We start from the raw sequence: 21,217 nt of genomic DNA on the forward strand, positions 1-21,217 counted from the left end.
GAGACTGTCCTTGTGGCAAGGCTAGCAGTAAAGCTTCTGCTCATGGATATAGTCGAGTACGGTTTCCGGCAGCATGTCCGCGCAGGATTCGCCGGATTCAAGACGCTGGCGAATCAGGGTGGCTGAGATATCAAACCACGGCGTTTCGGCCAGGTAGATAACGCCCGCCGGGCTGCTATGCATCCGCTCTACGTCATGAGTGAGATGTTTGTCCAGCCACTGCTGATCCTGCTCGCACGCCATGGTCAGCGGATAGCCCGGGCGCCGGCAAACGATCAGATGTACGTTATCAAGAATGCTTTCATAGTCGTGCCAGGTGGTAAAGGTGAGCAGCGAATCCTGGCCAATAATAAACGCCAGCGACCGTTTTGGCCCTTGCTCCTGGCGCCACTCGCGCAGGGTTTGCGCGGAGTATGACGGCGTGTCGCGCTTGAGTTCGCGATCGTCGAGGATAAACAGCGGCTTATCCGCGATGGCCAGCTCCAGCATATGCCTGCGTTGGTCGCTGGTGGCTTCGGGCTGCGGGCGGTGCGGCGGCACGTTGTTGGGCACGATGGTGACTTGATTAAGGCCAATCTGGTTGGCCAGAATTTCCACCGGTTTAAGGTGACCATAATGCACCGGATCGAAGGTGCCGCCGTACATTGCCAGTAACTGAGTCATATCAACCATCAATAAAAACGTCTGCCAGCGCTTTATGGCAGAGCAATAAAGAGAGACTTTCCAGCTCGGGCCATACGGAGTGCCCGTAATCCTGCTTGAAGGTGAGTTCGGCACGGGTCAGCAACGTGACGGCCTGGCGCAGCTGGTCGGCGCTGAGGCGGGCCAGCGCATCGCTAACCAACTGGCGGCGGTTCTGCCACACGCGATGTTTGTCAAACAGCGAACGCAGCGGCGTATGGGCCGACTGCCGCTTCAGGTTGACCAGCAGCAGCAGCTCGCGCTGTAGGGTGCGCAGCAGGATAGCGGGCTCGCTGCCTTCCAGACGCAGCTGTTGCAGAACGTGGAGTACGCGCTTACTTTTCCCGGCCAGCAGCGCATCAACCCAGTGATAGGGGGTGAAATGCGCGGCATCATTCACCGCCTGCTCAACCCGCGGCAGCGTCAGTTTACCGTCCGGCCACAGCAGCGACAGACGCTCCAGAGCCTGCGCCAGCGCCAGAAGATTACCTTCATAGCAGTAGCACAGCAGCTGACTGGCCGCGTCATCAAGCTGCAGATTATTCTGCTTTGCGCGCGCGGCGAGCCAGCGCGGCAGCTGGGCATATTCCGGCGTCTGGCAGCTTACCTGCACCGCCCGGCTGGTCAGCGCCGTCATCCATGCGGCGTTCTCCTGCGCTTTCGTCAGCTTATTACCGCGAACGATGAGCAATAAATCTTCATGCAGCATGCCGACAAGCGTCGCGAGCTGTTCGTTAATTGCCGCATTAGGGCCATTATCGGGCAGGATGAGCAGCAGCGTCTGGCGGCTGGAAAACAGGCTCATGGCCTGGCTTAACGAGAACAGGGCAGGCCAGTCGGTACTGGCATCAACGGTGACGGTGTGATGTTCGATAAAGCCCTGGGCGGCCGCGGCTTCGCGGATGGCGTCCTGGCTTTCCTGCAACAGCAGCGGATCGTTGCCAAGCAGCAGATAGGCCGCGCGCAGCCCTTCAGGGAGCTGCGCGCGGAGCTGTTCCGGGTACAACCGAATCATCAGTTACCCAGCGTGGTGGAGACGCGATTGCCGGAGGTTGAAGCGGCTGGGGTCGTCGTGACCGGCTTCTCATCCTCTTTGGTGGCTTCGACATCCGCAACGTGTACGCTCGGCAGCTTACGGATCAGCTGCTCCGCGGCTTTGTCGTACATTTCCTGAACGATCATGTCCTGCTCGGCATCTTTCGCTAACGCCGCCTGCGGGTTATCGAAGAACGAGCGGTAGACTTTGGTCGTGATGGGATAGATATCATGGCCTGGGATCAGGACGCTGGCATTTACCGTCATCACCATCTGATATTCCGCAGTACGGCCGTCCTGGAAAATAGATGCTGTATCTTTCTGAATGGACGATGTCTCCAGACGCAGGGAAGGAATATCCTTGCGCAGGGTACTGCTATCGACCAGTTCAACGCCGTTCAGACGCAGCTGATTACGGACAGCACGACTTAATGGTCCATTGGGATCGCCCGACTGGAAGATCATGGTTTTCATTGCGGTCGGAACCTGCGTAGTGCTACGCAGGTGCCAGCCGCAACCGGCGGTGATTAACACCGCCAAAGATAACAACAATGTTGCCAGATATCGCACGCTTCCTCCTGCGCTTAGCCAACGACCAGATTGAGCAGTTTACCCGGAACGTAGATCACTTTACGTACGGTCACACCGTCGAGATATTTCGCGACCAGATGCTCCTGACCCGCGCGCTCACGAACCTGCTCTTCAGTTGCATCCACCGCAACGGTAATTTTACCACGAACTTTACCATTTACCTGGACCACGACCAGAGTCGTGTCTTCAACCATTGCGCTTTCATCAGCGACCGGCCACGGCGTGTTGTCAATATCGCCTTCGCCGCCCAGCTCCTGCCACAGGGTAAAGCTGGCGTGCGGGGTGAACGGATTGAGCATGCGAACCACGGCCAGCAGGGCCTCACGCATCAGCGCGCGATCCTGATCGTTTTCCTGCGGCGCTTTCGCCAGCTTGTTCATCAGCTCCATAATCGCCGCAATCGCGGTGTTGAAGGTCTGACGACGGCCGATGTCATCGGTCACTTTCGCGATGGTTTTGTGCACGTCGCGACGCAGCGCTTTTTGATCTTCGCTGAGGCTGGCAACGTCCAGCGCAGGGGCTTCACCCAGGGTAGTGTGTTCGTAAACCAGTTTCCAGACGCGTTTCAGGAAGCGGTTCGCACCTTCCACGCCGGATTCCTGCCACTCCAGCGTCATGTCGGCCGGAGAAGCGAACATCATAAACAGGCGCACGGTGTCCGCGCCGTAGCGTTCCACCATCTCCTGCGGGTCGATGCCGTTGTTTTTCGACTTGGACATCTTGCTCATGCCGGTATAGACCAGCTCGCGACCCTGCGGATCGAAGGCTTTAACGATACGTCCTTTCTCGTCGCGCTCGGTGGTCGCCTCTTTCGGAGAGACCCAGTTACGCTCGCCGTTTTCGCCAACATAGTAGAAGGCATCTGCCAGCACCATGCCCTGGCAAAGCAGCTGTTTAGCCGGTTCGTCAGAGTTCACCATGCCCGCGTCGCGCATCAGCTTGTGGAAGAAGCGGAAATAGAGCAGGTGCATAATGGCGTGTTCGATACCGCCGATATAGATATCGACCGGCAGCCAGTAGTTGGCCGCTTCGGGGTCGAGCATACCCTGGTCATACTGCGGGCAGGTGTAGCGCGCGTAGTACCAGGAAGACTCCATAAAGGTGTCAAACGTATCGGTTTCGCGCAGTGCCGGCTGGCCGTTAACGGTGGTTTTCGCCCACTCAGGATCGGCTTTGATTGGGCTGGTGATGCCGTCCATCACAACGTCTTCCGGCAGAATAACCGGCAGCTGATCTTCCGGCGTCGGCATCACGGTACCGTCTTCAAGGGTCACCATTGGGATCGGCGCACCCCAGTAGCGCTGACGGGAAACGCCCCAGTCGCGCAGACGGTAGTTCACTTTACGTTCGCCGACGCCAAGAGACGCGAGCTTATCCGCGATGGCATTAAAGCCAGCTTCGTGATCCAGACCGTCGAATTCGCCGGAGTTGAACAGCACGCCTTTTTCGGTCAGCGCCTGTTCGGAGAGATCGGGTTCGGAGCCATCAGCGGCCAGGATGACCGGCTTGATGTTGAGACCGTACTTGCTGGCAAACTCGTAGTCGCGCTGATCGTGACCCGGAACGGCCATCACCGCGCCGGTGCCGTACTCCATCAGCACAAAGTTTGCCGCCCATACCGGGATCGCTTCGCCGGTCAGCGGGTGAATCGCTTTGTAGCCAGTATCGACGCCTTGTTTCTCCATGGTTGCCATTTCGGCTTCGGCAACTTTGGTATTACGGCATTCGTCGATAAACGTCGCCAGCGCGGAGTTATTGGCTGCTGCCTGCTGCGCCAGCGGGTGACCCGCAGCGACGGCCAGGTAGGTACAGCCCATAAAGGTGTCCGGGCGGGTGGTATAAACGGTCAGCTTGTCGGCGTAGTCGTTAACGTCGAAGGAGATTTCGACGCCTTCGGAGCGGCCAATCCAGTTGCGCTGCATGGTTTTAACGGTATCAGGCCAGTGATCCAGGTTATCCAGATCGTTCAGCAGCTCGTCAGCGTAGGCGGTGATTTTGATAAACCACTGCGGGATCTCTTTACGCTCAACTTTTGTGTCGCAGCGCCAGCAGCAGCCGTCGATAACCTGTTCATTCGCCAGAACGGTCTGATCGTTCGGGCACCAGTTTACCGCGGAGGTTTTTTTATAGACCAGCCCCTTTTTATACAGCTCGGTGAAGAACTTCTGCTCCCAGCGGTAGTATTCCGGGGTGCAGGTTGCCACTTCACGGCTCCAGTCATAGCCGAAGCCCAGTTTTTTCAGCTGGTTTTTCATGTAGGCGATATTGTCGTAGGTCCACGGGGCCGGAGCGGTGTTGTTTTTCACCGCGGCGCCTTCCGCAGGCAGACCAAACGCATCCCAGCCGATAGGCTGCAGAACATTTTTGCCCAACATACGCTGGTAACGGGAAATCACGTCGCCGATGGTATAGTTGCGCACGTGGCCCATGTGTAGTCGACCAGAAGGATAGGGAAGCATCGACAGGCAGTAATACTTCTCTTTGCTCTCGTCTTCGGTAACTTCAAAGGTACGCTTCTCGTCCCAGTGTTGCTGGACTTTTGATTCTATCTCTTCCGGGCGGTATTGCTCTTGCATGGCAGCCAGTGGTCCTGTTTTCAATACAGCTACAAAATGTAGCCAATGGATGTGTTATTTCAGATCGGCATAGCATAGCCCAAACGCCAACGTCAAAACAGCCTTTCACACACTTACAGAGATGAAAGCGGTGGAGAATATTTCGCGACTCTGTGGCTTGGCTGGCAGAGCAATCCGCAGATAACGTCTATCATAAGAAGAAGTTAACCACACCGGAGGCGAAAAGATGAACAAGGTTGCTCAATTCTACCGAGAGCTGGTGTCGACGCTCAGCGAGCGGTTACGCAATGGAGAACGCGATATTGATGCGCTGGTGGAGCAGGCCAGGGTCAAGATTAGCCAGTCCGGCGAGTTAACGCAGAGCGAAATCGAGAATGTTATCCGCGCTGTCAGACGCGATCTGGAAGAGTTCGCGCTCAGTTATGAAGAGAGTCAGGATGAGCTGACTGATAGCGTCTTTATGCGGGTGATCAAAGAGAGCCTGTGGCAGGAGCTGGCGGATATTACCGATAAAACTCAGCTTGAGTGGCGCGAGGTGTTCCAGGATCTCAGCCACCACGGCGTCTATCACAGCGGCGAAGTCGTGGGGCTCGGCAATCTGGTGTGTGAGAAGTGCCATTACCATCTGCCGGTTTATACGCCGGATGTGCTACCGCGTTGTCCAAAATGCGGGCACGATCAGTTCCAGCGCCGGCCATTCGAGCCGTAAATACGTGAGAGATATTTGCGGAGCCTTTACACTGGCGTTAAGCCAGCCCGAGGGCCAATATAAAGCGCGTTAATATATTGGCCTTCCTTTTAAAGGACAGGCTAACCCTTCATCTGTATGCGTAAAAATGCTGGTGCCGAAGCACCAGCATTAACTTTCTTTTAAAAAAAGACGCGCATTTTCAATGATAACTTCATGTTAATTGATGGTGTTAATGGTCGCGCTCTTAAACTGCTGAGTGCCGCCCATTTCACTGGCGTATTTATGTGAGGAATTTAAAACCAGATTAGTCGTGGAAATCGTGCCTTTGCCACAGGTTGCCCACCCCAGGAAACCGCAGCGGTATCCTCCGTTAACCACTTTATTAACTGACATGGTTAAAGTGCCGCCAGCTCCTATGTGAGAACGGTTAGTAATATTACCGTGATTCCGTGTATCCAGCGTCATATTTGATGAGCTTAAAATTTCGCCTTCATTATAAAGCTCATGATAGGTTTTAACGCCAACATTATCCTGACCAACAATAGCCCCATAGTTGTGGGTGACATAGTTATCAATAGCTATCGTATCGGCCCCCATATAACCTTCATTTTTAAGCCAGTAGCTTTTTGTCGTCAGCGTATCAGTCGCTTCCATAAAGCTATCTTTGGTTAACGCCAGAGTACCATCGGTTTTTACGGTCACGTTGCCGCCGGAGGTGGTACCAGAATTGGTAATTTCCCCGGATGTTATCTGGTCATTTATTTTCGCCTGAACCAGCAGAGTATCGTAGCCAAAAATATTGCCAGTGACTTTAAGCGTGTCTCCTCCGAAGGTGACCGTTGTGTTTTTACCTCTGGTCGAGCCTCCGTTTTCAATGTTACCGGCGGCGGTGACTGTCAACTGATTATCTGAAAGTAAATTGGAACCATATGTCGTTTTCAGGTTACCGTTAGTCATTACGCTCAATGTGGAGGCCGCTTTGAATTTACCCGTGTTTTCGATATTTCCGGATGCGTTGACTAATAAATTTCCTGTGCTGGAAATGGTTCCACTATTGCTTATCGAACTGAGGCTGTTCAGTAAGGCGATATTATTCGAGGATATATTTCCCGTATTTTTAAAATTGCCTGCAGAGAGTACCTGAGTCATCATACCATTACTGGCGATAGAGCCTTCGTTGGTGAGTGAGCCAAAGCTGGTCAAAGAGAGGCTGGTGTTAGCAACAATAGCGCCTTTATTTCGAACGCCAAAACCTAAATTATTGCCAACCATAGTAATACTATTGGCTTTGATGCCGCCAAGATTACTAATGTCGATACTATATTCAGGGTAAACATACTGCCGTGCCGTTGCCGCTTTGCCCGCTGAGGTTATCGCGCCAGAGCCGTTATCAAAGGTGAAGTTTCCTGCGGCCACTATCGCGTTCGTAGCATTAACCGTACCGTTAATGGCTATCGCATCGGCGAGCAGAACCGCATAGCTATTACTGGCATCCATTCCATTCTTGTCGATGGACAGTTTACCCCCGGTAACGTCATAACTGGCGATAGCGCCAGTATCAGAGAATGTTACCTTTCCTGTCGTTAAAATCGCCTTATTGGTGTTGATGAAACTACATCCTGAGCAGGAAATACCATTGGGGTTAGCAATAACCACATCAGCTCGCTGACCCGCAACTTCAATAAATCCATTCAGTGAGCTTGCACGGTTTGAGGTAACTTCGTTAAGAATAACAGAAGCACTACCATTAGTCAGATTGTTATTTTTAGCGATATTCCCCAACGTCGCATGGGAGAGATCGCTGGGGCTATTGTTCAGAACAACACCCTTACTATCAACATTAAACTCACGATACATATTATGTGAGACGCCGGCGGCATTGGGTTTTTCAATATCAATGACTTTGGCGCCTGATAAATGGGTGTAAGTTGTCGGGTCGGCATAAACAAAGCTTGAGCTCAATGCTGCTGCTAGCGCAACATAGGTTAAATTGAATTTAAACATTTAATAGAGTCCTTTAGAAATAAATGAGGTTAACTGATGCGTTGAAAAACTGATTTTAATACCTCCATTGTAATGAAAATCCCAGGTTTGCAGGGTCTGTATGAAAACCGTTTGGCTTTATCAGTGGGGTTCCGATGAATAAATCATACTGAGTTGAAATTATGCTTCCGCGTATTCCCACCGTGGCGCCAGACATGACTTTGCCATTTCCGTACTGCTCTGTTCCTGTAATGCGTCCAACGTCTATGCCTAAGTACAGCTGTCGTTCTGGGGCGGGCATATCCCAGATGAAATCATTGCGCCAGTACCAGCCTTGATTTCCTGAAAGGGTTCTTTCACCGTCAAAACCTCGTACCGTCCAACGATTGCCTATATTAAATTGATTGTCTGCGGATAAGATATCGGGGCTAATTTGTATATTAATATGCGGAGCATAGCTGAATTTATCCCCCGTTGATTCAAACTTCATTAAGGCTTGAAGGTCGGCATGAATAATGCGCGAAAGCTTACTGTACAGACCGGCTTTTTCCTCCGGAGTTGGCATTGAACTGAGCCAGGGAAGGCTACGCTGTACGCCCAGGCTGGCATCTACGATTGTATGGGTAAAATATCGCTGATGATGTGCCGTAATATCCCAGGCAGGATTCTGTTTGCGCATAACGCTCAGTTCGCTGCCACCAAAATAATAATGTGAGGTACTTTTTGCTATTCGCGCATCAATGGTTGTTTTTTGCTGGCGGGTGTGCGAAATTAGACGCGTTAAGGTTGCGCTGGCATAATCATTTTTGCTTTTATATTCAATGGTGGAGTATCTGCCATTGAACTGCTGACGATATTCACTTTGTGAACCGTAAAGATTGAGTGACCAAAATCCAAAGGGAATAGAATAATAGAGGCTTTTATTCTGGTTGCCATCGTTATGTTGATTAAACTCGACATCGCCCCCCATGGATAAATAGAAAATGTCATTTAGCGTCGTCAGGTCATAAAGATAAAGCGCGCCACCGGCCTGGTAACGCCCGCTGCTACGGCTTCCTGCATCATCCAGCCATGCGCCTACTTGCCAGTTTCGTGCCAGATGCCGGGAGATTTGGATATCGCTTTCCGCATGGTTCTTACCCGGCATGATTTTCATCTGCGCCGATGAGCCGGGTAAACGCTGCAAGTTAGCCATCCCCTGTTCCAGTTCGGTTAGCTTCAGAATATCCCCTGTTTTAGCCGGTATGGCATTCCACAGGCTGGTTGTCGCGCTATTGCCGGAAGCCCAGCTAATATTACCGATATAGCCATAGCTCAACGTGATGCTCAGAATGCCATCATTCAAGGATTGTGAAGGTACATCAATAAGCGAAGTGATATATCCCCGGGCAATGAGTTCATTTTGCAAGGTTGTGGTGAGTAGACGTATGCCTTCAATACCCAGGCACTTTTTTTCTGCCTGGCGAGCGATATTGCCTAACAGGCCGCGGGTCAACTTGTGGTCAGCGGAAATAATTTCAACATGGTTGATATATCGGCAGGTTGCTTCAAGTGGAAAGGCGAGTTTATATTTTTGCGATCCTGTACCTGATGCCGAATATTCCTGCTGTGCTGGTGCCAATGCGCTTTGACGTGCCTTATCCTGTTCCACCTGATTGGTATTGCTAATCGATACATTCGCCAATGTCGATGCGGTTAACAGAATATAAAGAGAAAGGGCGGTTATGAGACTTTTATTATTCACGAAGCAATATCCATTTGTTTCACTCGTCCGTTATAGCCTTGTCAAGAATGTTTAGCGTTAACTGAGTAGGGTTAACGAAGCCGGGTTCTCAATCTTAAGAATCTTAATTTTCTAAAATCAAAAAAATCCGCTGCCGGCGCTCAGCGTTGTTGTCAAATTCGCGCCATGTTATCTATGACAGATTATGTAATCCACGATGTAAAGAGTGAATTTTTGTTGAATTGAGCGTTTCAGGTCGTGAATTATTTGGGGTGAGGCTGGATATATTTATGACGCGTATTTGAGAGCGGCAAAGCTATTGCCATAACTATGGAGAGAGACAGGAGCGGGAAGAGATAAAAGGCGTGTACGGTACCGTACACGCCGGAAGATTAGTGCAGAATTTTGGCGAGGAAGTCTTTGGCGCGTTCAGATTGCGGGTTAGCAAAAAACGCTTCTTTATCGGCGTCTTCGACAATTTTTCCTTCATCCATAAAGATAACCCGGTTGGCTACCTTACGCGCAAAGCCCATTTCATGGGTGACCACCATCATGGTCATCCCTTCATTTGCCAGTTCAACCATAACGTCCAGCACTTCGTTAATCATCTCCGGATCCAGCGCGGAAGTGGGTTCATCAAACAGCATGGCGATAGGATCCATACACAGCGCGCGGGCGATGGCCACGCGCTGCTGTTGGCCGCCCGAGAGCTGGGCGGGGAATTTTTCGGCATGAGCGGAAAGCCCCACGCGTTCCAGCAGCTTAAGCCCTTTCGCCCGGGAGGCGGCTTTGTCGCGATTGAGCACCTTGACCTGCGCCAGGGTGAGATTCTCGATAATCGATAAATGCGGGAACAGCTCAAAGTGCTGGAATACCATCCCGACGCGCGAACGCAGTTTGGCCAGGTTGGTCTTTTTATCGTTGACGGTGGTGCCGTCGACGATGATTTGACCTTGCTGAATGGGCTCCAGGCCGTTTACGGTTTTAATCAGCGTTGATTTACCCGAACCCGAAGGCCCGCAGACCACCACCACTTCGCCTTTTTTCACTTCCGTGGAGCAATCGGTCAGCACCTGAAAGTGACCATACCATTTTGAAACATTTTTCAGGGTAATCATTACACAGTCCTTTTCTTCAACCAGCTGACCAACAGCGATGCGCTGAGACTAAACACAAAATATACGGCGCCTGCGAACAGGATCATTTCTACCTGGGTTCCATCACGCTCGCCGATAGTTGAGGCGGTGCGGAAAAAGTCGGCCAGGCTCAGAACATAAACCAGCGAGGTATCCTGGAACAGGACGATGCCCTGCGTCAGCAGCAGCGGTACCATGGCGCGGAAGGCCTGCGGCAGAATCACCAGCTTCATGGATTGCCAGTGGGTCATGCCCAGCGCCAGCGCGGCGCTGGACTGGCCGCGCGAGATACTCTGAATGCCGGCACGGATAATTTCCGAGTAATAGGCCGCTTCAAACATGGAGAAGGCGATCATCGCCGAAATCAGGCGGATATCGGTTTTCGGCGACAGGCCAAGCACGTTCTGCAGGAACCCGGGAACAATCAGATAAAACCACAGCAGTACCATCACCAGCGGAATGGAGCGGAAAACGTTAACGTAGGTTTTGGCGAACCACGCCAGCGGCAGGAAGCTCGACAGGCGCATCACGGCCAGGATCGTCCCCCACACAATTCCGACAACAATCGCGGTCACGGTAATTTTTAAGGTAATCACCAGCCCTGCCAGCAGGTATGGCATGGAAGGAATAATGGAGCTCCAGTCAAAATCGTACATTATTTACCCCCCATATTGCCCGGCAGGCGGACTTTACGTTCGACCACGTACATGATCAGCATAATAACGGCGTTGATAAACACGTAGGCGAGGGTGATAGCGGTAAACGATTCCCAGGCATGGGCCGAGTAGTCCAGCAGCTTGCCCGCCTGGGCGGCCATATCGGCAAGACCAATGGTGGAAGCGATGGCCGAGTTTTTCACCAGGTTCATCATTTCAGAGGTCATTGGCGGCACGATAACGCGATAGGCGTTGGGCAGCAGAACGTAACGGTAAGTTTGCGGGAGCGTTAGCCCCATCGCCAGCCCGGCGTTTTTCTGGCCGCGCGGCAGGGATTGAATACCGGAACGAACCTGCTCGCAGACGCGCGCGGCGGTAAACAATCCCAGACACAGCATCGAAGAAACGAAAAACTGAATATTCGGATCCAGCTCGGACTTAAACCACATGCCGATGTTTTCCGGCAGCAGTTCAGGCACCACCAGATACCAGGTGAAAAATTGAACGATAAGCGGAACGTTACGAAAAAGTTCAACGTAGCAGGTGCCGATAGTCGACAGCAGACGGTTCGGGACCGTACGGAGAATACCGAAGAGCGAACCTACAAAGAACGCGATAATCCAGGCCGTTACCGACAGGGTGACGGTGATCTGAAAACCACTCCACAGCCAGCCTAAATAGGTGGTGTTGCCGAACGGGGCCTGTTGCAGGAATATTCCCCAGTTCCAGTCTATTGACATAAATGACTCCTGGAAAAAAAAGGGTAGCAGCGCTACCCTCGAAGATTGTTGCTCAGCCTGTTTCGGTATTCGCGGCCGCTGGGGAACGACCAGCCGCCGTATAGTCTGTCCGCGCCGTAGCAACAATCGGGAGGGCAGGATTCCCCGCCCTTTGTTTTTTTAATTAGTTAAGAGCTTTATCGTTAGGTGATTTGAACAGCGCTTTCATCTCGTCAGAGAGTTCAAAGTTCATATTCAGGTTCTTTGGCGGAATAGGATTTTTAAACCACTTATCGAACCATTTTTCGGCTTCACCGGAGGTCTGAACCTGGGCGACCGTCTCATCGACCAGCGTTTTGAACTGCGGGTCATCTTTGCGCAGCATGCAGCCGTAGGCTTCCTGAGACTGAGCGGTACCGACAATCTCCCAGTTATCCGGTTTCTTCGCTTTCGCACGTTCGCCCGCCAGCAGCGCGTCATCCATCATAAAGGCCACCGCGCGACCGCTTTCCAGAGTACGGAAAGAGTCACCGTGATCTTTTGCGCTGATAATACGCATATTCATTTTTTTCTCGTCGTTCAGCTTGTGCAGCAGAATTTCGGAGGTGGTGCCGGAGGTGACGACGACGGCTTTATCCTTCAGGTCCGGGAAATCTTTAATCGCGCCGCCTTTTTTCACCAGCAGACGGGTACCGACGACGAAAATCGTATCGGAGAAGGCCGCCTGTTTCTGGCGTTCAAGGTTGTTGGTGGTGGAGCCGCATTCGAAATCATACGTGCCGTTTTGCAGCAGCGGAATACGGTTTTGTGAGGTAACCGGGATCAGTTTGACCTGCAGATCCGGTTTGTTCAGCTTCTTCTTGATGGCATCAACGATCGCATTCGAGTAGTCCTGGGAGTAGCCAACGACCTGCTGCTTGTTGTCATAGTAAGAGAACGGAACGGATGATTCACGGTGACCAACGACGATAACGCCGTTTTTGGCAATTTTATCCAGAGTGCTCTGGCCAGCGGTGGATGCCGCATCTTCTGCATGCGCCACCCCAGCGGTGAGGCCCATGACCAGCATTGCTGCGGCCAGTTTACGTAATTGCATATCCGACTCCTTATCCTCAGCGCCGTCAGACGCTATTGATACCCATTGTGAATGTGTGTGCTTTTTTATCGCTGCCGTCTTTGCGTGCAGCATTTGTATGTGTTTGTTAGCATTTAGTTTGGCTTAATGTAAAGATTTTGCTCTTATATTGTTGATTTTTGCGAAGCGCACCGCACCATTTAAAGGCAAAAATCCCCCATTGCACCAAAATAGCGCCGCCTGACGATCGATGGTGGTGCAACCGGGTTGTACCCCCGAGGATCGCGTTGCTACATGTATTTATTAAGCAATGGTCGTGCCAGAATGGATAAGAAGGGGAGATGACCGCGGCGACGAGTGCCGCCGCGGGAGAAGCAATTATTGACGGCGCTGGCGCAGGCTCATCAGCAGCGCAGCAAAGCCAAACAAGGCGGTTAACGCCCACAGCGGCCAGTTCCCCGTACGCGCGTACGGCGTCAGTCCTGCCGTTGGGGTCACTTTGGTGGTTAATACGGCGCGGGTGAACTGCGGGATCATCTCCTGTATTTCACCGCGTGGGCCGATGACCGCGGTAATGCCGTTATTGGTGCTGCGCAGCAGCGGACGGGCCAGCTCCAGCGCGCGCATTCGCGCCATCTGGAAGTGCTGCCACGGGCCGATAGATTTGCCGAACCATGCGTCATTCGAAATGGTTAACAGAAAATCCGTATCCGGGCGGAAGTTATCCCGCACCTGCTCGCCAAGAATGATCTCGTAGCAGATAGCCGCCGTCAGACGCATATTATGCGCCACCAGCTGCGGCTGCACGTACGGCCCGCGGCTGAAAGAGGACATTGGCAGGTCGAAGAACGGCGCCAGCGGACGCAGAATCGATTCCAGCGGCACAAACTCACCAAACGGCACCAGATGATTCTTGTTGTAGCGATTCTTTGAGTCGTAGCTGTATGGGTTATCTTTGCCCAGCGTAATAATGGTGTTGTACGTATCGTAGCGATTGCGCGCGTTCAGACGCGCATCGACGATGCCGGTGATCAGCGAGCTATTTTTCGACCGCATCAGGTCGTCCATCATGCTGAGGAAGCGCTGCTGGTTAATTTCCAGATCCGGAATCGCGGACTCCGGCCAGACGATCAGCTGCGATTTACCCATATGCGGCTGGGTGAGATCCAGATAGGTTTTCAGGGTGTTGAGTAGCTGATTCTGGTCCCATTTCATCGCCTGGGGGATATCGCCCTGTACCAGCGAAACCGTGGTCGCGCGCGCCGGCAGCGGTTGATACCACTGAATGTAGCGAAGCGGGAAGGGCAGGGCGAACAGCACGACGGCGGCAATCAGCGGCTTCCAGTTACGCTGCGCGATAGCCAATACCAGCAGGCCGCTGACGAGCATCAGCAGGAAGTTAATCGCCTCAACGCCCATCACGGGCGCCAGGCCTTTGAGCGGGCCGTCAATCTGACTGTAGCCGAACTGTAGCCACGGGAAGCCGGTCAGCACCCAGCCGCGCAGAAACTCGGTAACCTGCCATATCACCGGGGCGGCGATGGCAACGCGTATCCAGCTGGTTTTCGGCCACAGGCGCGAAAGAATGCCGGCAAATAATCCGGTATAGAGCGACAGATAGGCCGCCAGCAGAACCACCAGGAAAACGTTGACCGGACCGGGCATACCGCCGAACTGCGCGATGCTCACGTAGACCCAGTTAATACCGGAGCCGAACAGCCCTAATCCCCAGAAATAGCCAATCGCGGCGCTTTGCAGGGGACGTCGGTTGAGGGTTAAACCCTGCAGGCCAATTAACGAAATAAGGGCTGCGGGCCAGAAGTCATAAGGTGAAAAAGCCAGCGTTCCGCTGGCTCCGAATAACAGCGCCAGCAGCAAACGTACGCGCTGGCGTTCAATAAGAGAGGCAAATACCATTTAGGTTAATCGTCCCGTTGGATTAGTCTTCCAGCTTCGGCTGCGGGGCATCATCAGGAAGCTTTACATGTACCTGAATAATACGTCGACTGTCAGCCATTGCGACCTTGAATTGGTAACCATCAATGTCGATAGACTCGCCGCGGGCAGGCAGATGACCAAACGCCTGCATGACCAGACCGCCGATGGTGTCGACCTCTTCATCGCTGAAGTGGGTGCCATACGCTTCGTTGAAATCTTCGATTGAGGCCAGCGCGCGCACCGTCCACGTGTGGCGGCTCAGCTGACGGAAATCGATATCTTCTTCTTCGTCGTATTCGTCTTCTATTTCACCGACGATGAGCTCAAGGATGTCTTCAATGGTCACCAGACCTGAGACGCCGCCAAACTCATCGATAACGATAGCCATATGATAACGTTGGGAGCGAAACTCCTTCAGCATGCGGTCAACCCGCTTGCTCTCGGGCACGACAACCGCCGGACGCAACACTTTTTCCATGCTGAAGGCTTCGGCATCGCTGCGCATAAACGGCAGCAGATCTTTGGCCATCAGAATCCCTTCGATGTGATCTTTATCTTCGCTGATCACCGGGAAACGCGAGTGGGCCGATTCGATGATCACATCGAGGCACTCGTCCAGCGTCTGGTTGCGTTTCAGGGTAATCATCTGCGAGCGGGGGATCATGATGTCGCGGACGCGCTGGTCGGCGATATCCATTACCCCTTCGAGCATATCGCGCGTATCTTCGTCGATAAGGTCGTTTTGCCCGGAATCACGGATCAGCGCCAGCAGTTCGTCACGATTCTTGGGTTCACCGTGAAAGAGCTGGCTGAGTAACAGGGAGAAGAATCCCTTTTTGCTGTTTACTGTGTCGCTACTGTGTGAATTGTCGTCGCTCATGGCGTCGTATGGGTTCTCATGTTAGTTAAATAGTCGCTCGTCACGCGTATACTCAGCGCCCGGCATAGCGGCCAGTCGCCGGCAAAGCCGGCAACGGGTTATTCCTTCTCGGCAATGTACGGATCCTCATAGCCCAGAGCAAGCATTATCTCTGTTTCGAGGGATTCCATCTCTTCCGCTTCTTCATCAATGATGTGGTCATAGCCCAAAAGATGCAGGCTACCGTGGACCACCATATGCGCCCAGTGCGCTTCCAGCGGTTTACCTTGCTCTTTCGCTTCCTGTTCAACCACCTGACGGCAGATGACCAGGTCGCCAAGCAGCGGCATTTCGATACCCGGCGGGGCTTCGAACGGGAAAGAGAGCACGTTAGTCGGTTTGTCCTTCCCGCGATAGGTCAGGTTCAGCTCGTGGCTTTCCGCTTCATCAACCAGGCGAATCGTCAGCTCCGACTCTTCCTGAAACTGCGGGATAACGCTATCGACCCAGCGCTGAAACAGGGCTTCATCCGGCATTCCGCTGTTATCTTCGCAAGCCAGCTGTAAATCGAGAATGACCTGACTCATTTATGCTCCTGTTCCTGGGCTTCGCGTTTGCGCTCGGCGGCCAGTTCTGCTTTACGTTTCTGGTCTGCTTCTTCCCAGGCTTCATAGGCGTTAACGATGCGGGCGACCACCGGGTGGCGCACGACGTCTTCGCTATGGAAGAAGTTGAAGCTGATCTCATCGACTTCTGCCAGCACTTCAATCGCATGGCGCAGGCCCGATTTGGTGCTGCGCGGCAGGTCAATCTGCGTGACGTCGCCGGTAATGACCGCCTTAGAGTTAAAGCCGATACGGGTCAGGAACATTTTCATCTGTTCAATGGTCGTGTTCTGGCTTTCGTCGAGAATGATAAACGCATCGTTCAGCGTACGGCCGCGCATATAGGCCAGCGGCGCGACTTCAATCACGTTGCGCTCAATCAACTTTTCGACTTTCTCGAAGCCGAGCATCTCGAACAGCGCGTCGTAAAGGGGCCGCAGGTACGGGTCAACTTTCTGGCTCAAATCGCCGGGCAGGAAGCCCAGTTTTTCGCCGGCCTCAACCGCCGGACGGGTCAGAAGAATACGGCGGATCTCCTGGCGCTCCAGCGCGTCTACCGCGGCGGCGACCGCCAGGTAGGTTTTCCCGGTCCCGGCAGGGCCGACGCCGAAGGTAATGTCGTGGTCGAGAATATTGGCGATGTACTGCGCCTGATTCGGCGTACGCGGCTTAATCACGCCGCGCTTGGTTTTGATATTGATGGCCTTACCGTAGTCCGGCACGCTTTCGGCGCTCTGCTCCAGCACGCGGGCTTCTTTGATCGCCAGATGAATTTGTTCCGGTTCAATATCCTGAATTTCGCCGCGCATCGGCGCGGTATCGACGTACAGACTGCGCAGGATATCCGCCGCAGCGGTGACGCAAATCGGCCGACCGGTCAGTTTAAAGTGGTTGTCTCGACGGTTAATCTCGATGCCGAGGCGGCGTTCCAGCTGTTTAATGTTGTCATCAAACGGGCCGCACAGGCTCAGCAGACGGGCGTTGTCCGCGGGCTCAAGGGTGATTTCGCGAGTGTCTGTATTCAAGCTGTTCCTCTTATACATAGATAGCCGGAAGGTAGCCGGTCAGGAAATTATTCACGTCATCGGAATATGGCGCAAGCATCGCTATAGATATTGGGTTCAGGAGAGGAAATACAAGGCCTGCCGGAGCCGGCAGGCCTGAACGGATTATGGCTGGTAGATACCGACGCCAAGATCGTTTTCTTTACGGGTGCGGGCAATCACCGACTCCGGGGTTTCCGCGATGCGCAGACCCATTTCGTCCTCGGTGCGCACCACTTTACCGCGCAGGGAGTTTGTCCAGACGTCGGTGATCTCGACATCGACAAACTTGCCGATCATCTCAGGCGAGCCTTCGAAGTTCACCACGCGGTTATTTTCGGTGCGGCCAGACAGCTCCATGATGCTCTTACGTGAGGTGCCTTCCACCAGAATGCGCTGCACGGTGCCGAGCATACGGCGGCTCCAGGCCATCGCCTGCTGGTTGATGCGCTCCTGCAAAATATACAGACGCTGCTTCTTGTCCTCTTCCGGTACGTCGTCGACCATATCGGCCGCCGGCGTTCCCGGACGCGCGGAGAAGATGAAGCTGTAGCTCATATCGAAATTCACATCGGCAATCAGCTTCATGGTCTGCTCGAAATCCTGGGTGGTTTCGCCAGGGAAGCCGACGATGAAGTCGGAGCTGATCTGAATATCCGGACGCGCCGCGCGCAGTTTGCGGATAATCGCTTTATATTCCAGCGCCGTGTGGGTTCGGCCCATCAGGTTCAGTACGCGGTCGGAGCCGCTCTGTACCGGCAGGTGCAGGAAGCTGACCAGCTCCGGCGTATCGCGGTAAACCTCAATGATATCGTCGGTGAACTCGATGGGATGGCTGGTGGTAAAGCGGATCCGGTCGATACCGTCGATCGCCGCAACCAGACGCAGGAGATCGGCAAAGCTACCGGTGGTGCCGTCATAGTTTTCCCCGCGCCAGGCGTTTACGTTCTGCCCGAGCAGGTTGACTTCACGCACGCCCTGAGCCGCAAGCTGGGCGATTTCAAACAGGATATCGTCGCTTGGGCGGCTCACTTCCTCACCGCGGGTGTAGGGCACCACGCAGTAGGTGCAGTACTTGTTGCAGCCTTCCATGATGGAAACAAAGGCGCTTGGGCCTTCGGCGCGCGGTTCCGGCAGGCGGTCGAATTTTTCGATTTCCGGGAAGCTGATATCGACGACCGGGCTGCGGTTGCCTCGTACCGAGTTGATCATTTCCGGCAGACGGTGCAGGGTCTGCGGCCCAAAAATAATATCGACGTAGTGGGCGCGCTGGCGAATATGGTCGCCTTCCTGAGAGGCCACGCAGCCGCCAACGCCGATGATCAGGTTGGGATTCTTCTCTTTCAGCAGCTTCCAGCGTCCTAGCTGATGGAATACTTTTTCCTGAGCCTTCTCACGGATTGAGCAGGTATTGAGCAGCAGCACATCCGCTTCTTCCGCCACTTCAGTGAGTTGATACCCGTGGGTGGCATCCAGCAGATCGGCCATCTTTGATGAATCGTATTCGTTCATCTGACAGCCCCAGGTTTTAATATGGAGTTTTTTTGTCATCGACTTGCTCATGCTTAATTAGGTATACCCAAAGTCAGCGTCTTCACCGGATGTTGCTCTGCAATGTGAAGGGTGACGGATATAAAGCCAGGATTGCAGGGCGCGTATTGTAATGCTTTGACCGCGCCCTGACCAGTACGACCGTAATCACCACAAGCCGAATAAAAATCCGGTAAACTGAGGGGATTCGGGTTTAAGGATAATAGCCATGACAATTCATGCAACAGATGTCGTTATCGTCGGCGGCGGAATGGTTGGCGGCGCGCTCGCGCTTGGCCTGGCGCAGCTGGGCTTTACGGTGACGGTCATTGAAAAAAACGCGCCACCGGTTTTTGATGCGTCTTCACCGCCTGACGTGCGTATTTCGGCAATCAGCGCGTCATCGGTAGGGCTGCTGAGAGGCCTCGGCGTCTGGGACAGCGTGCGGTCCATGCGCGCCCATGCGTACCGCCAGCTAGAAACCTGGGAGTGGGAAAGCGCCCATGTTGTCTTCAATGCCGCGGAGCTGAAGCTGCCGGAACTGGGCTATATGGTGGAGAATAACGTCCTGCAGCGAGCCCTGTGGCAGGCGCTGGAAGCCCATGAGCGCATATCGCTGCAGGTGGGGACATCGCTCCAGGAGATGCGTCGGGAAGAAACGTACGCCTCCTTAACGCTGACCGACGGCAGCCAGCTTGATGCGCGGCTGGTGGTGGGCGCGGACGGCGCCAGTTCGCAGGTGCGTCAGCTGGCCGGAATCGGCATCCACGCGTGGCAGTATCAGCAATCCTGTATGTTGATAAGCGTACAGTGTGCGGACGATCCCGGCGACAGCACCTGGCAGCAGTTCACTCCGGCGGGGCCGCGCGCGTTTTTACCGCTGTTCGATCATTGGGCCTCGCTGGTGTGGTACGACGCGCCGGCGCGGATCCGCCAGCTGCAGGGCATGAGCATGGCTCAGCTACAGCAGGAAATTACTCGCCACTTCCCGTCGCGGCTGGGAGAGATTACGCCGCTGAGCGCGGGCGCCTTCCCGCTCACCCGCCGCCACGCATTGCAGTATGTTAAGCCGGGGCTGGCGCTGGTGGGCGATGCTGCGCACACCATTCATCCGCTGGCGGGGCAGGGAGTTAACCTCGGCTATCGCGATGTCGATGCGCTGCTCGATATTCTTGGCAGAGCCAAAGCCCACGGCGAAGAGTGGGCTAGCCTGCCGGTACTTAAGCGCTACCAGACGCGCCGTCAGGCGGACAACTTTATTATGCAGTCTGGGATGGATCTGTTTTACGCCGGGTTTAGCAACGATCTGCCCCCGGTGCGTATGCTGAGAAACATTGGGCTGATGGCGGCCGAACGCGCCGGCGGACTGAAGCGTCAGGCGTTGAAATACGCGTTGGGGCTATAATCCGCATTCAAAATAATCGCGCAAACAGCGTGTCTTTACCCTCTTTTTTGGGCAAGAATCCCTGATACCAGATACTGCCGCCAGAGGTTGTCAGGGATTCGCACTGCCACTGATTCGTGGCGAGCAAATAGAAGGAATAGGCGCTTTTACCTGACATATAGAGCAGGAACAGCAGCGCCAGCAGCGCAAGGATGGCAGTTACCGCGTCGCCTTCGGAAGACAGAACGTCACAGGCAAGGATGGCGATACATGCTGCCTGAAGAATCATCTTGCTCGCAAAGCAGCGAAGAAAAAATTGCCGCGTTCTTTCTGTTGACCAAAAACAGGGATTCTTAATGACGTCTCTCTGCTCCTTAGCCGGGAAGCCATGAATGTAGGTTATCCAGCGGGTATCCTCGGTGAGCGTTAGCGCGAGGCCCGTTTCGTTGAGCCGATGCAGGCGCATGGATATGCCGACGGGAAAAAACAAACCAACCACGATGCTGTAGGTTAGTAAGGCTGAAATCCCGAACAGGCAGAAAGCGAAGCCGATCAGAAAAAAGAGCAAGGTTATGGTGCGGGTAAAGAGAGGGAAAACCTGATAGTTCATCGTAAATCCTTTTACTCATTGACTCTGTAATTTATCAGAGCTGAGAACGAGGTACACTTCAGGTCAGCTTTTTTCGGAATTCATAAAGCAAAAAGCCCGCCGAAGCGAGCTTTTTGCTTTTTGTTGGCTGGGGTACGAGGATTCGAACCTCGGAATGCCGGAATCAGAATCCGGTGCCTTACCGCTTGGCGATACCCCAATTTTACGTTGACCATTTCGTACCGGGGTCAAACCGGTGGCTTAGCGCCTGGAGATACTCCAACGGGTGCGCGCACAGCGTGGGCGACTTTTAAAATTGGCTGGGGTACGAGGATTCGAACCTCGGAATGCTGGTATCAGAAACCAGAGCCTTACCGCTTGGCGATACCCCAACAATTCTTTT

At 53.6% G+C, this 21,217-nt stretch carries 18 protein-coding genes and 2 tRNA genes; 2 read left to right on the forward strand and 18 right to left on the reverse strand.

Going from position 1 to position 21,217, the window contains the following annotated elements; all coding sequences use genetic code 11:
* Positions 1 to 21 precede the first annotated feature (21 nt).
* From nadD to leuS, 4 genes are read right to left on the reverse strand one after another with little or no spacing between them, the layout of a single operon-like run.
* Entirely contained in the window at positions 22 to 672 is a 651-nt protein-coding gene (gene nadD, locus MKleb_RS07670) for a nicotinate-nucleotide adenylyltransferase (protein ID WP_004848799.1), read from the reverse strand.
* Positions 665 to 1,696: a DNA polymerase III subunit delta gene (holA, locus tag MKleb_RS07675; RefSeq protein WP_217076560.1), complete on the reverse strand. Its 1,032-nt coding sequence runs from the start codon at positions 1,694 to 1,696 to the stop codon at positions 665 to 667. Before holA ends, nadD begins: the two co-directional genes overlap by 8 nt.
* Complete coding sequence (gene lptE / locus MKleb_RS07680; protein WP_004130425.1) at positions 1,696 to 2,286, reverse strand: LPS assembly lipoprotein LptE; 591 nt, start codon at positions 2,284 to 2,286, stop codon at positions 1,696 to 1,698. Before lptE ends, holA begins: the two co-directional genes overlap by 1 nt.
* Before the next feature lie 14 nt (positions 2,287 to 2,300).
* The gene (leuS, locus tag MKleb_RS07685) at positions 2,301 to 4,883 is read right to left on the reverse strand and encodes a leucine--tRNA ligase (protein ID WP_217076561.1); all 2,583 of its coding nucleotides are present in this window, start codon (positions 4,881 to 4,883) and stop codon (positions 2,301 to 2,303) included.
* A 226-nt stretch (positions 4,884 to 5,109) separates the two neighbouring features.
* Between leuS and MKleb_RS07690 the strand changes: the two genes are divergently transcribed.
* Entirely contained in the window at positions 5,110 to 5,592 is a 483-nt protein-coding gene (locus MKleb_RS07690; protein ID WP_014228404.1) for a zinc ribbon-containing protein, read from the forward strand.
* Positions 5,593 to 5,790: 198 nt separating this feature from the next.
* Here the strand turns inward: MKleb_RS07690 and MKleb_RS07695 are convergent, their stop codons facing one another.
* From MKleb_RS07695 to miaB, 11 genes are all read right to left on the reverse strand, one after another.
* Complete coding sequence (locus MKleb_RS07695; protein ID WP_025106395.1) at positions 5,791 to 7,578, reverse strand: filamentous hemagglutinin N-terminal domain-containing protein; 1,788 nt, start codon at positions 7,576 to 7,578, stop codon at positions 5,791 to 5,793.
* Between the two features lie 55 nt (positions 7,579 to 7,633).
* A complete protein-coding gene (locus MKleb_RS07700) occupies positions 7,634 to 9,301 on the reverse strand; it encodes a ShlB/FhaC/HecB family hemolysin secretion/activation protein (RefSeq protein WP_025106394.1) in 1,668 nt (555 codons plus the stop codon).
* A gap of 371 nt (positions 9,302 to 9,672) precedes the next feature.
* A complete protein-coding gene (locus MKleb_RS07705) occupies positions 9,673 to 10,398 on the reverse strand; it encodes an amino acid ABC transporter ATP-binding protein (RefSeq protein ID WP_004848813.1) in 726 nt (241 codons plus the stop codon).
* Positions 10,398 to 11,072: a glutamate/aspartate ABC transporter permease GltK gene (gltK, locus tag MKleb_RS07710; RefSeq protein WP_004848815.1), complete on the reverse strand. Its 675-nt coding sequence runs from the start codon at positions 11,070 to 11,072 to the stop codon at positions 10,398 to 10,400. Before gltK ends, MKleb_RS07705 begins: the two co-directional genes overlap by 1 nt.
* The gene (locus MKleb_RS07715) at positions 11,072 to 11,812 is read right to left on the reverse strand and encodes an amino acid ABC transporter permease (protein ID WP_014837812.1); all 741 of its coding nucleotides are present in this window, start codon (positions 11,810 to 11,812) and stop codon (positions 11,072 to 11,074) included. Before MKleb_RS07715 ends, gltK begins: the two co-directional genes overlap by 1 nt.
* Before the next feature lie 163 nt (positions 11,813 to 11,975).
* Positions 11,976 to 12,887: an amino acid ABC transporter substrate-binding protein gene (locus tag MKleb_RS07720; RefSeq protein WP_004848819.1), complete on the reverse strand. Its 912-nt coding sequence runs from the start codon at positions 12,885 to 12,887 to the stop codon at positions 11,976 to 11,978.
* 357 nt (positions 12,888 to 13,244) lie between these two features.
* Entirely contained in the window at positions 13,245 to 14,783 is a 1,539-nt protein-coding gene (lnt, locus tag MKleb_RS07725; RefSeq protein WP_025106393.1) for an apolipoprotein N-acyltransferase, read from the reverse strand.
* Positions 14,784 to 14,805: 22 nt separating this feature from the next.
* Positions 14,806 to 15,684 carry a CNNM family magnesium/cobalt transport protein CorC gene (gene corC, locus MKleb_RS07730; RefSeq protein ID WP_004130445.1) on the reverse strand — a complete coding sequence of 293 codons (879 nt, stop codon included), beginning with the start codon at positions 15,682 to 15,684 and terminating at the stop codon, positions 14,806 to 14,808.
* Between the two features lie 98 nt (positions 15,685 to 15,782).
* Positions 15,783 to 16,250 (reverse strand): rRNA maturation RNase YbeY, encoded by a 468-nt coding sequence (ybeY, locus tag MKleb_RS07735; protein WP_004130446.1) that lies wholly within the window; start codon positions 16,248 to 16,250, stop codon positions 15,783 to 15,785.
* Positions 16,247 to 17,293, reverse strand: a complete 1,047-nt coding sequence (locus MKleb_RS07740) for a PhoH family protein (protein ID WP_004134159.1) — start codon at positions 17,291 to 17,293, stop codon at positions 16,247 to 16,249. The genes ybeY and MKleb_RS07740 overlap by 4 nt, the downstream gene beginning before the upstream one ends.
* A gap of 144 nt (positions 17,294 to 17,437) precedes the next feature.
* A complete protein-coding gene (gene miaB, locus MKleb_RS07745; RefSeq protein WP_004111391.1) occupies positions 17,438 to 18,862 on the reverse strand; it encodes a tRNA (N6-isopentenyl adenosine(37)-C2)-methylthiotransferase MiaB in 1,425 nt (474 codons plus the stop codon).
* Positions 18,863 to 19,070: 208 nt separating this feature from the next.
* On the opposite strand from miaB, the gene ubiF reads away from it, so the two are divergent.
* Positions 19,071 to 20,246, forward strand: a complete 1,176-nt coding sequence (ubiF, locus tag MKleb_RS07750; protein ID WP_025106392.1) for a 3-demethoxyubiquinol 3-hydroxylase — start codon at positions 19,071 to 19,073, stop codon at positions 20,244 to 20,246.
* 7 nt (positions 20,247 to 20,253) lie between these two features.
* Here the strand turns inward: ubiF and MKleb_RS07755 are convergent, their stop codons facing one another.
* The 3 genes from MKleb_RS07755 to MKleb_RS07765 all read right to left on the reverse strand — a co-directional run bounded on the left by MKleb_RS07755 (position 20,254) and on the right by MKleb_RS07765 (position 21,206).
* Positions 20,254 to 20,835 carry a hypothetical protein gene (locus MKleb_RS07755; RefSeq protein WP_025106391.1) on the reverse strand — a complete coding sequence of 194 codons (582 nt, stop codon included), beginning with the start codon at positions 20,833 to 20,835 and terminating at the stop codon, positions 20,254 to 20,256.
* A 124-nt stretch (positions 20,836 to 20,959) separates the two neighbouring features.
* A tRNA-Gln gene (locus MKleb_RS07760) sits at positions 20,960 to 21,034 on the reverse strand.
* Positions 21,035 to 21,131: 97 nt separating this feature from the next.
* A tRNA-Gln gene (locus MKleb_RS07765) sits at positions 21,132 to 21,206 on the reverse strand.
* Positions 21,207 to 21,217: the final 11 nt, after the last annotated feature.

This window comes from Klebsiella sp. PL-2018 (assembly GCF_019048985.1).
GTDB lineage: Bacteria > Pseudomonadota > Gammaproteobacteria > Enterobacterales > Enterobacteriaceae > Klebsiella > Klebsiella michiganensis.

Bases quoted from the DNA above. Each gene is read 5' to 3' on its own strand.
- lnt (WP_025106393.1), bottom strand. From the start codon at position 14,783: ATGGTATTTGCCTCTCTTATTGAACGCCAGCGCGTACGTTTGCTGCTG.
- MKleb_RS07705 (WP_004848813.1), bottom strand. From the start codon at position 10,398: ATGATTACCCTGAAAAATGTTTCAAAATGGTATGGTCACTTTCAGGTG.
- nadD (WP_004848799.1), bottom strand. From the start codon at position 672: ATGGTTGATATGACTCAGTTACTGGCAATGTACGGCGGCACCTTCGAT.
- ybeY (WP_004130446.1), bottom strand. From the start codon at position 16,250: ATGAGTCAGGTCATTCTCGATTTACAGCTGGCTTGCGAAGATAACAGC.
- MKleb_RS07720 (WP_004848819.1), bottom strand. From the start codon at position 12,887: ATGCAATTACGTAAACTGGCCGCAGCAATGCTGGTCATGGGCCTCACC.
- holA (WP_217076560.1), bottom strand. From the start codon at position 1,696: ATGATTCGGTTGTACCCGGAACAGCTCCGCGCGCAGCTCCCTGAAGGG.
- gltK (WP_004848815.1), bottom strand. From the start codon at position 11,072: ATGTACGATTTTGACTGGAGCTCCATTATTCCTTCCATGCCATACCTG.
- corC (WP_004130445.1), bottom strand. From the start codon at position 15,684: ATGAGCGACGACAATTCACACAGTAGCGACACAGTAAACAGCAAAAAG.
- MKleb_RS07690 (WP_014228404.1), top strand. From the start codon at position 5,110: ATGAACAAGGTTGCTCAATTCTACCGAGAGCTGGTGTCGACGCTCAGC.
- miaB (WP_004111391.1), bottom strand. From the start codon at position 18,862: ATGACAAAAAAACTCCATATTAAAACCTGGGGCTGTCAGATGAACGAA.
- MKleb_RS07715 (WP_014837812.1), bottom strand. From the start codon at position 11,812: ATGTCAATAGACTGGAACTGGGGAATATTCCTGCAACAGGCCCCGTTC.
- leuS (WP_217076561.1), bottom strand. From the start codon at position 4,883: ATGCAAGAGCAATACCGCCCGGAAGAGATAGAATCAAAAGTCCAGCAA.
- MKleb_RS07695 (WP_025106395.1), bottom strand. From the start codon at position 7,578: ATGTTTAAATTCAATTTAACCTATGTTGCGCTAGCAGCAGCATTGAGC.
- ubiF (WP_025106392.1), top strand. From the start codon at position 19,071: ATGACAATTCATGCAACAGATGTCGTTATCGTCGGCGGCGGAATGGTT.
- MKleb_RS07755 (WP_025106391.1), bottom strand. From the start codon at position 20,835: ATGAACTATCAGGTTTTCCCTCTCTTTACCCGCACCATAACCTTGCTC.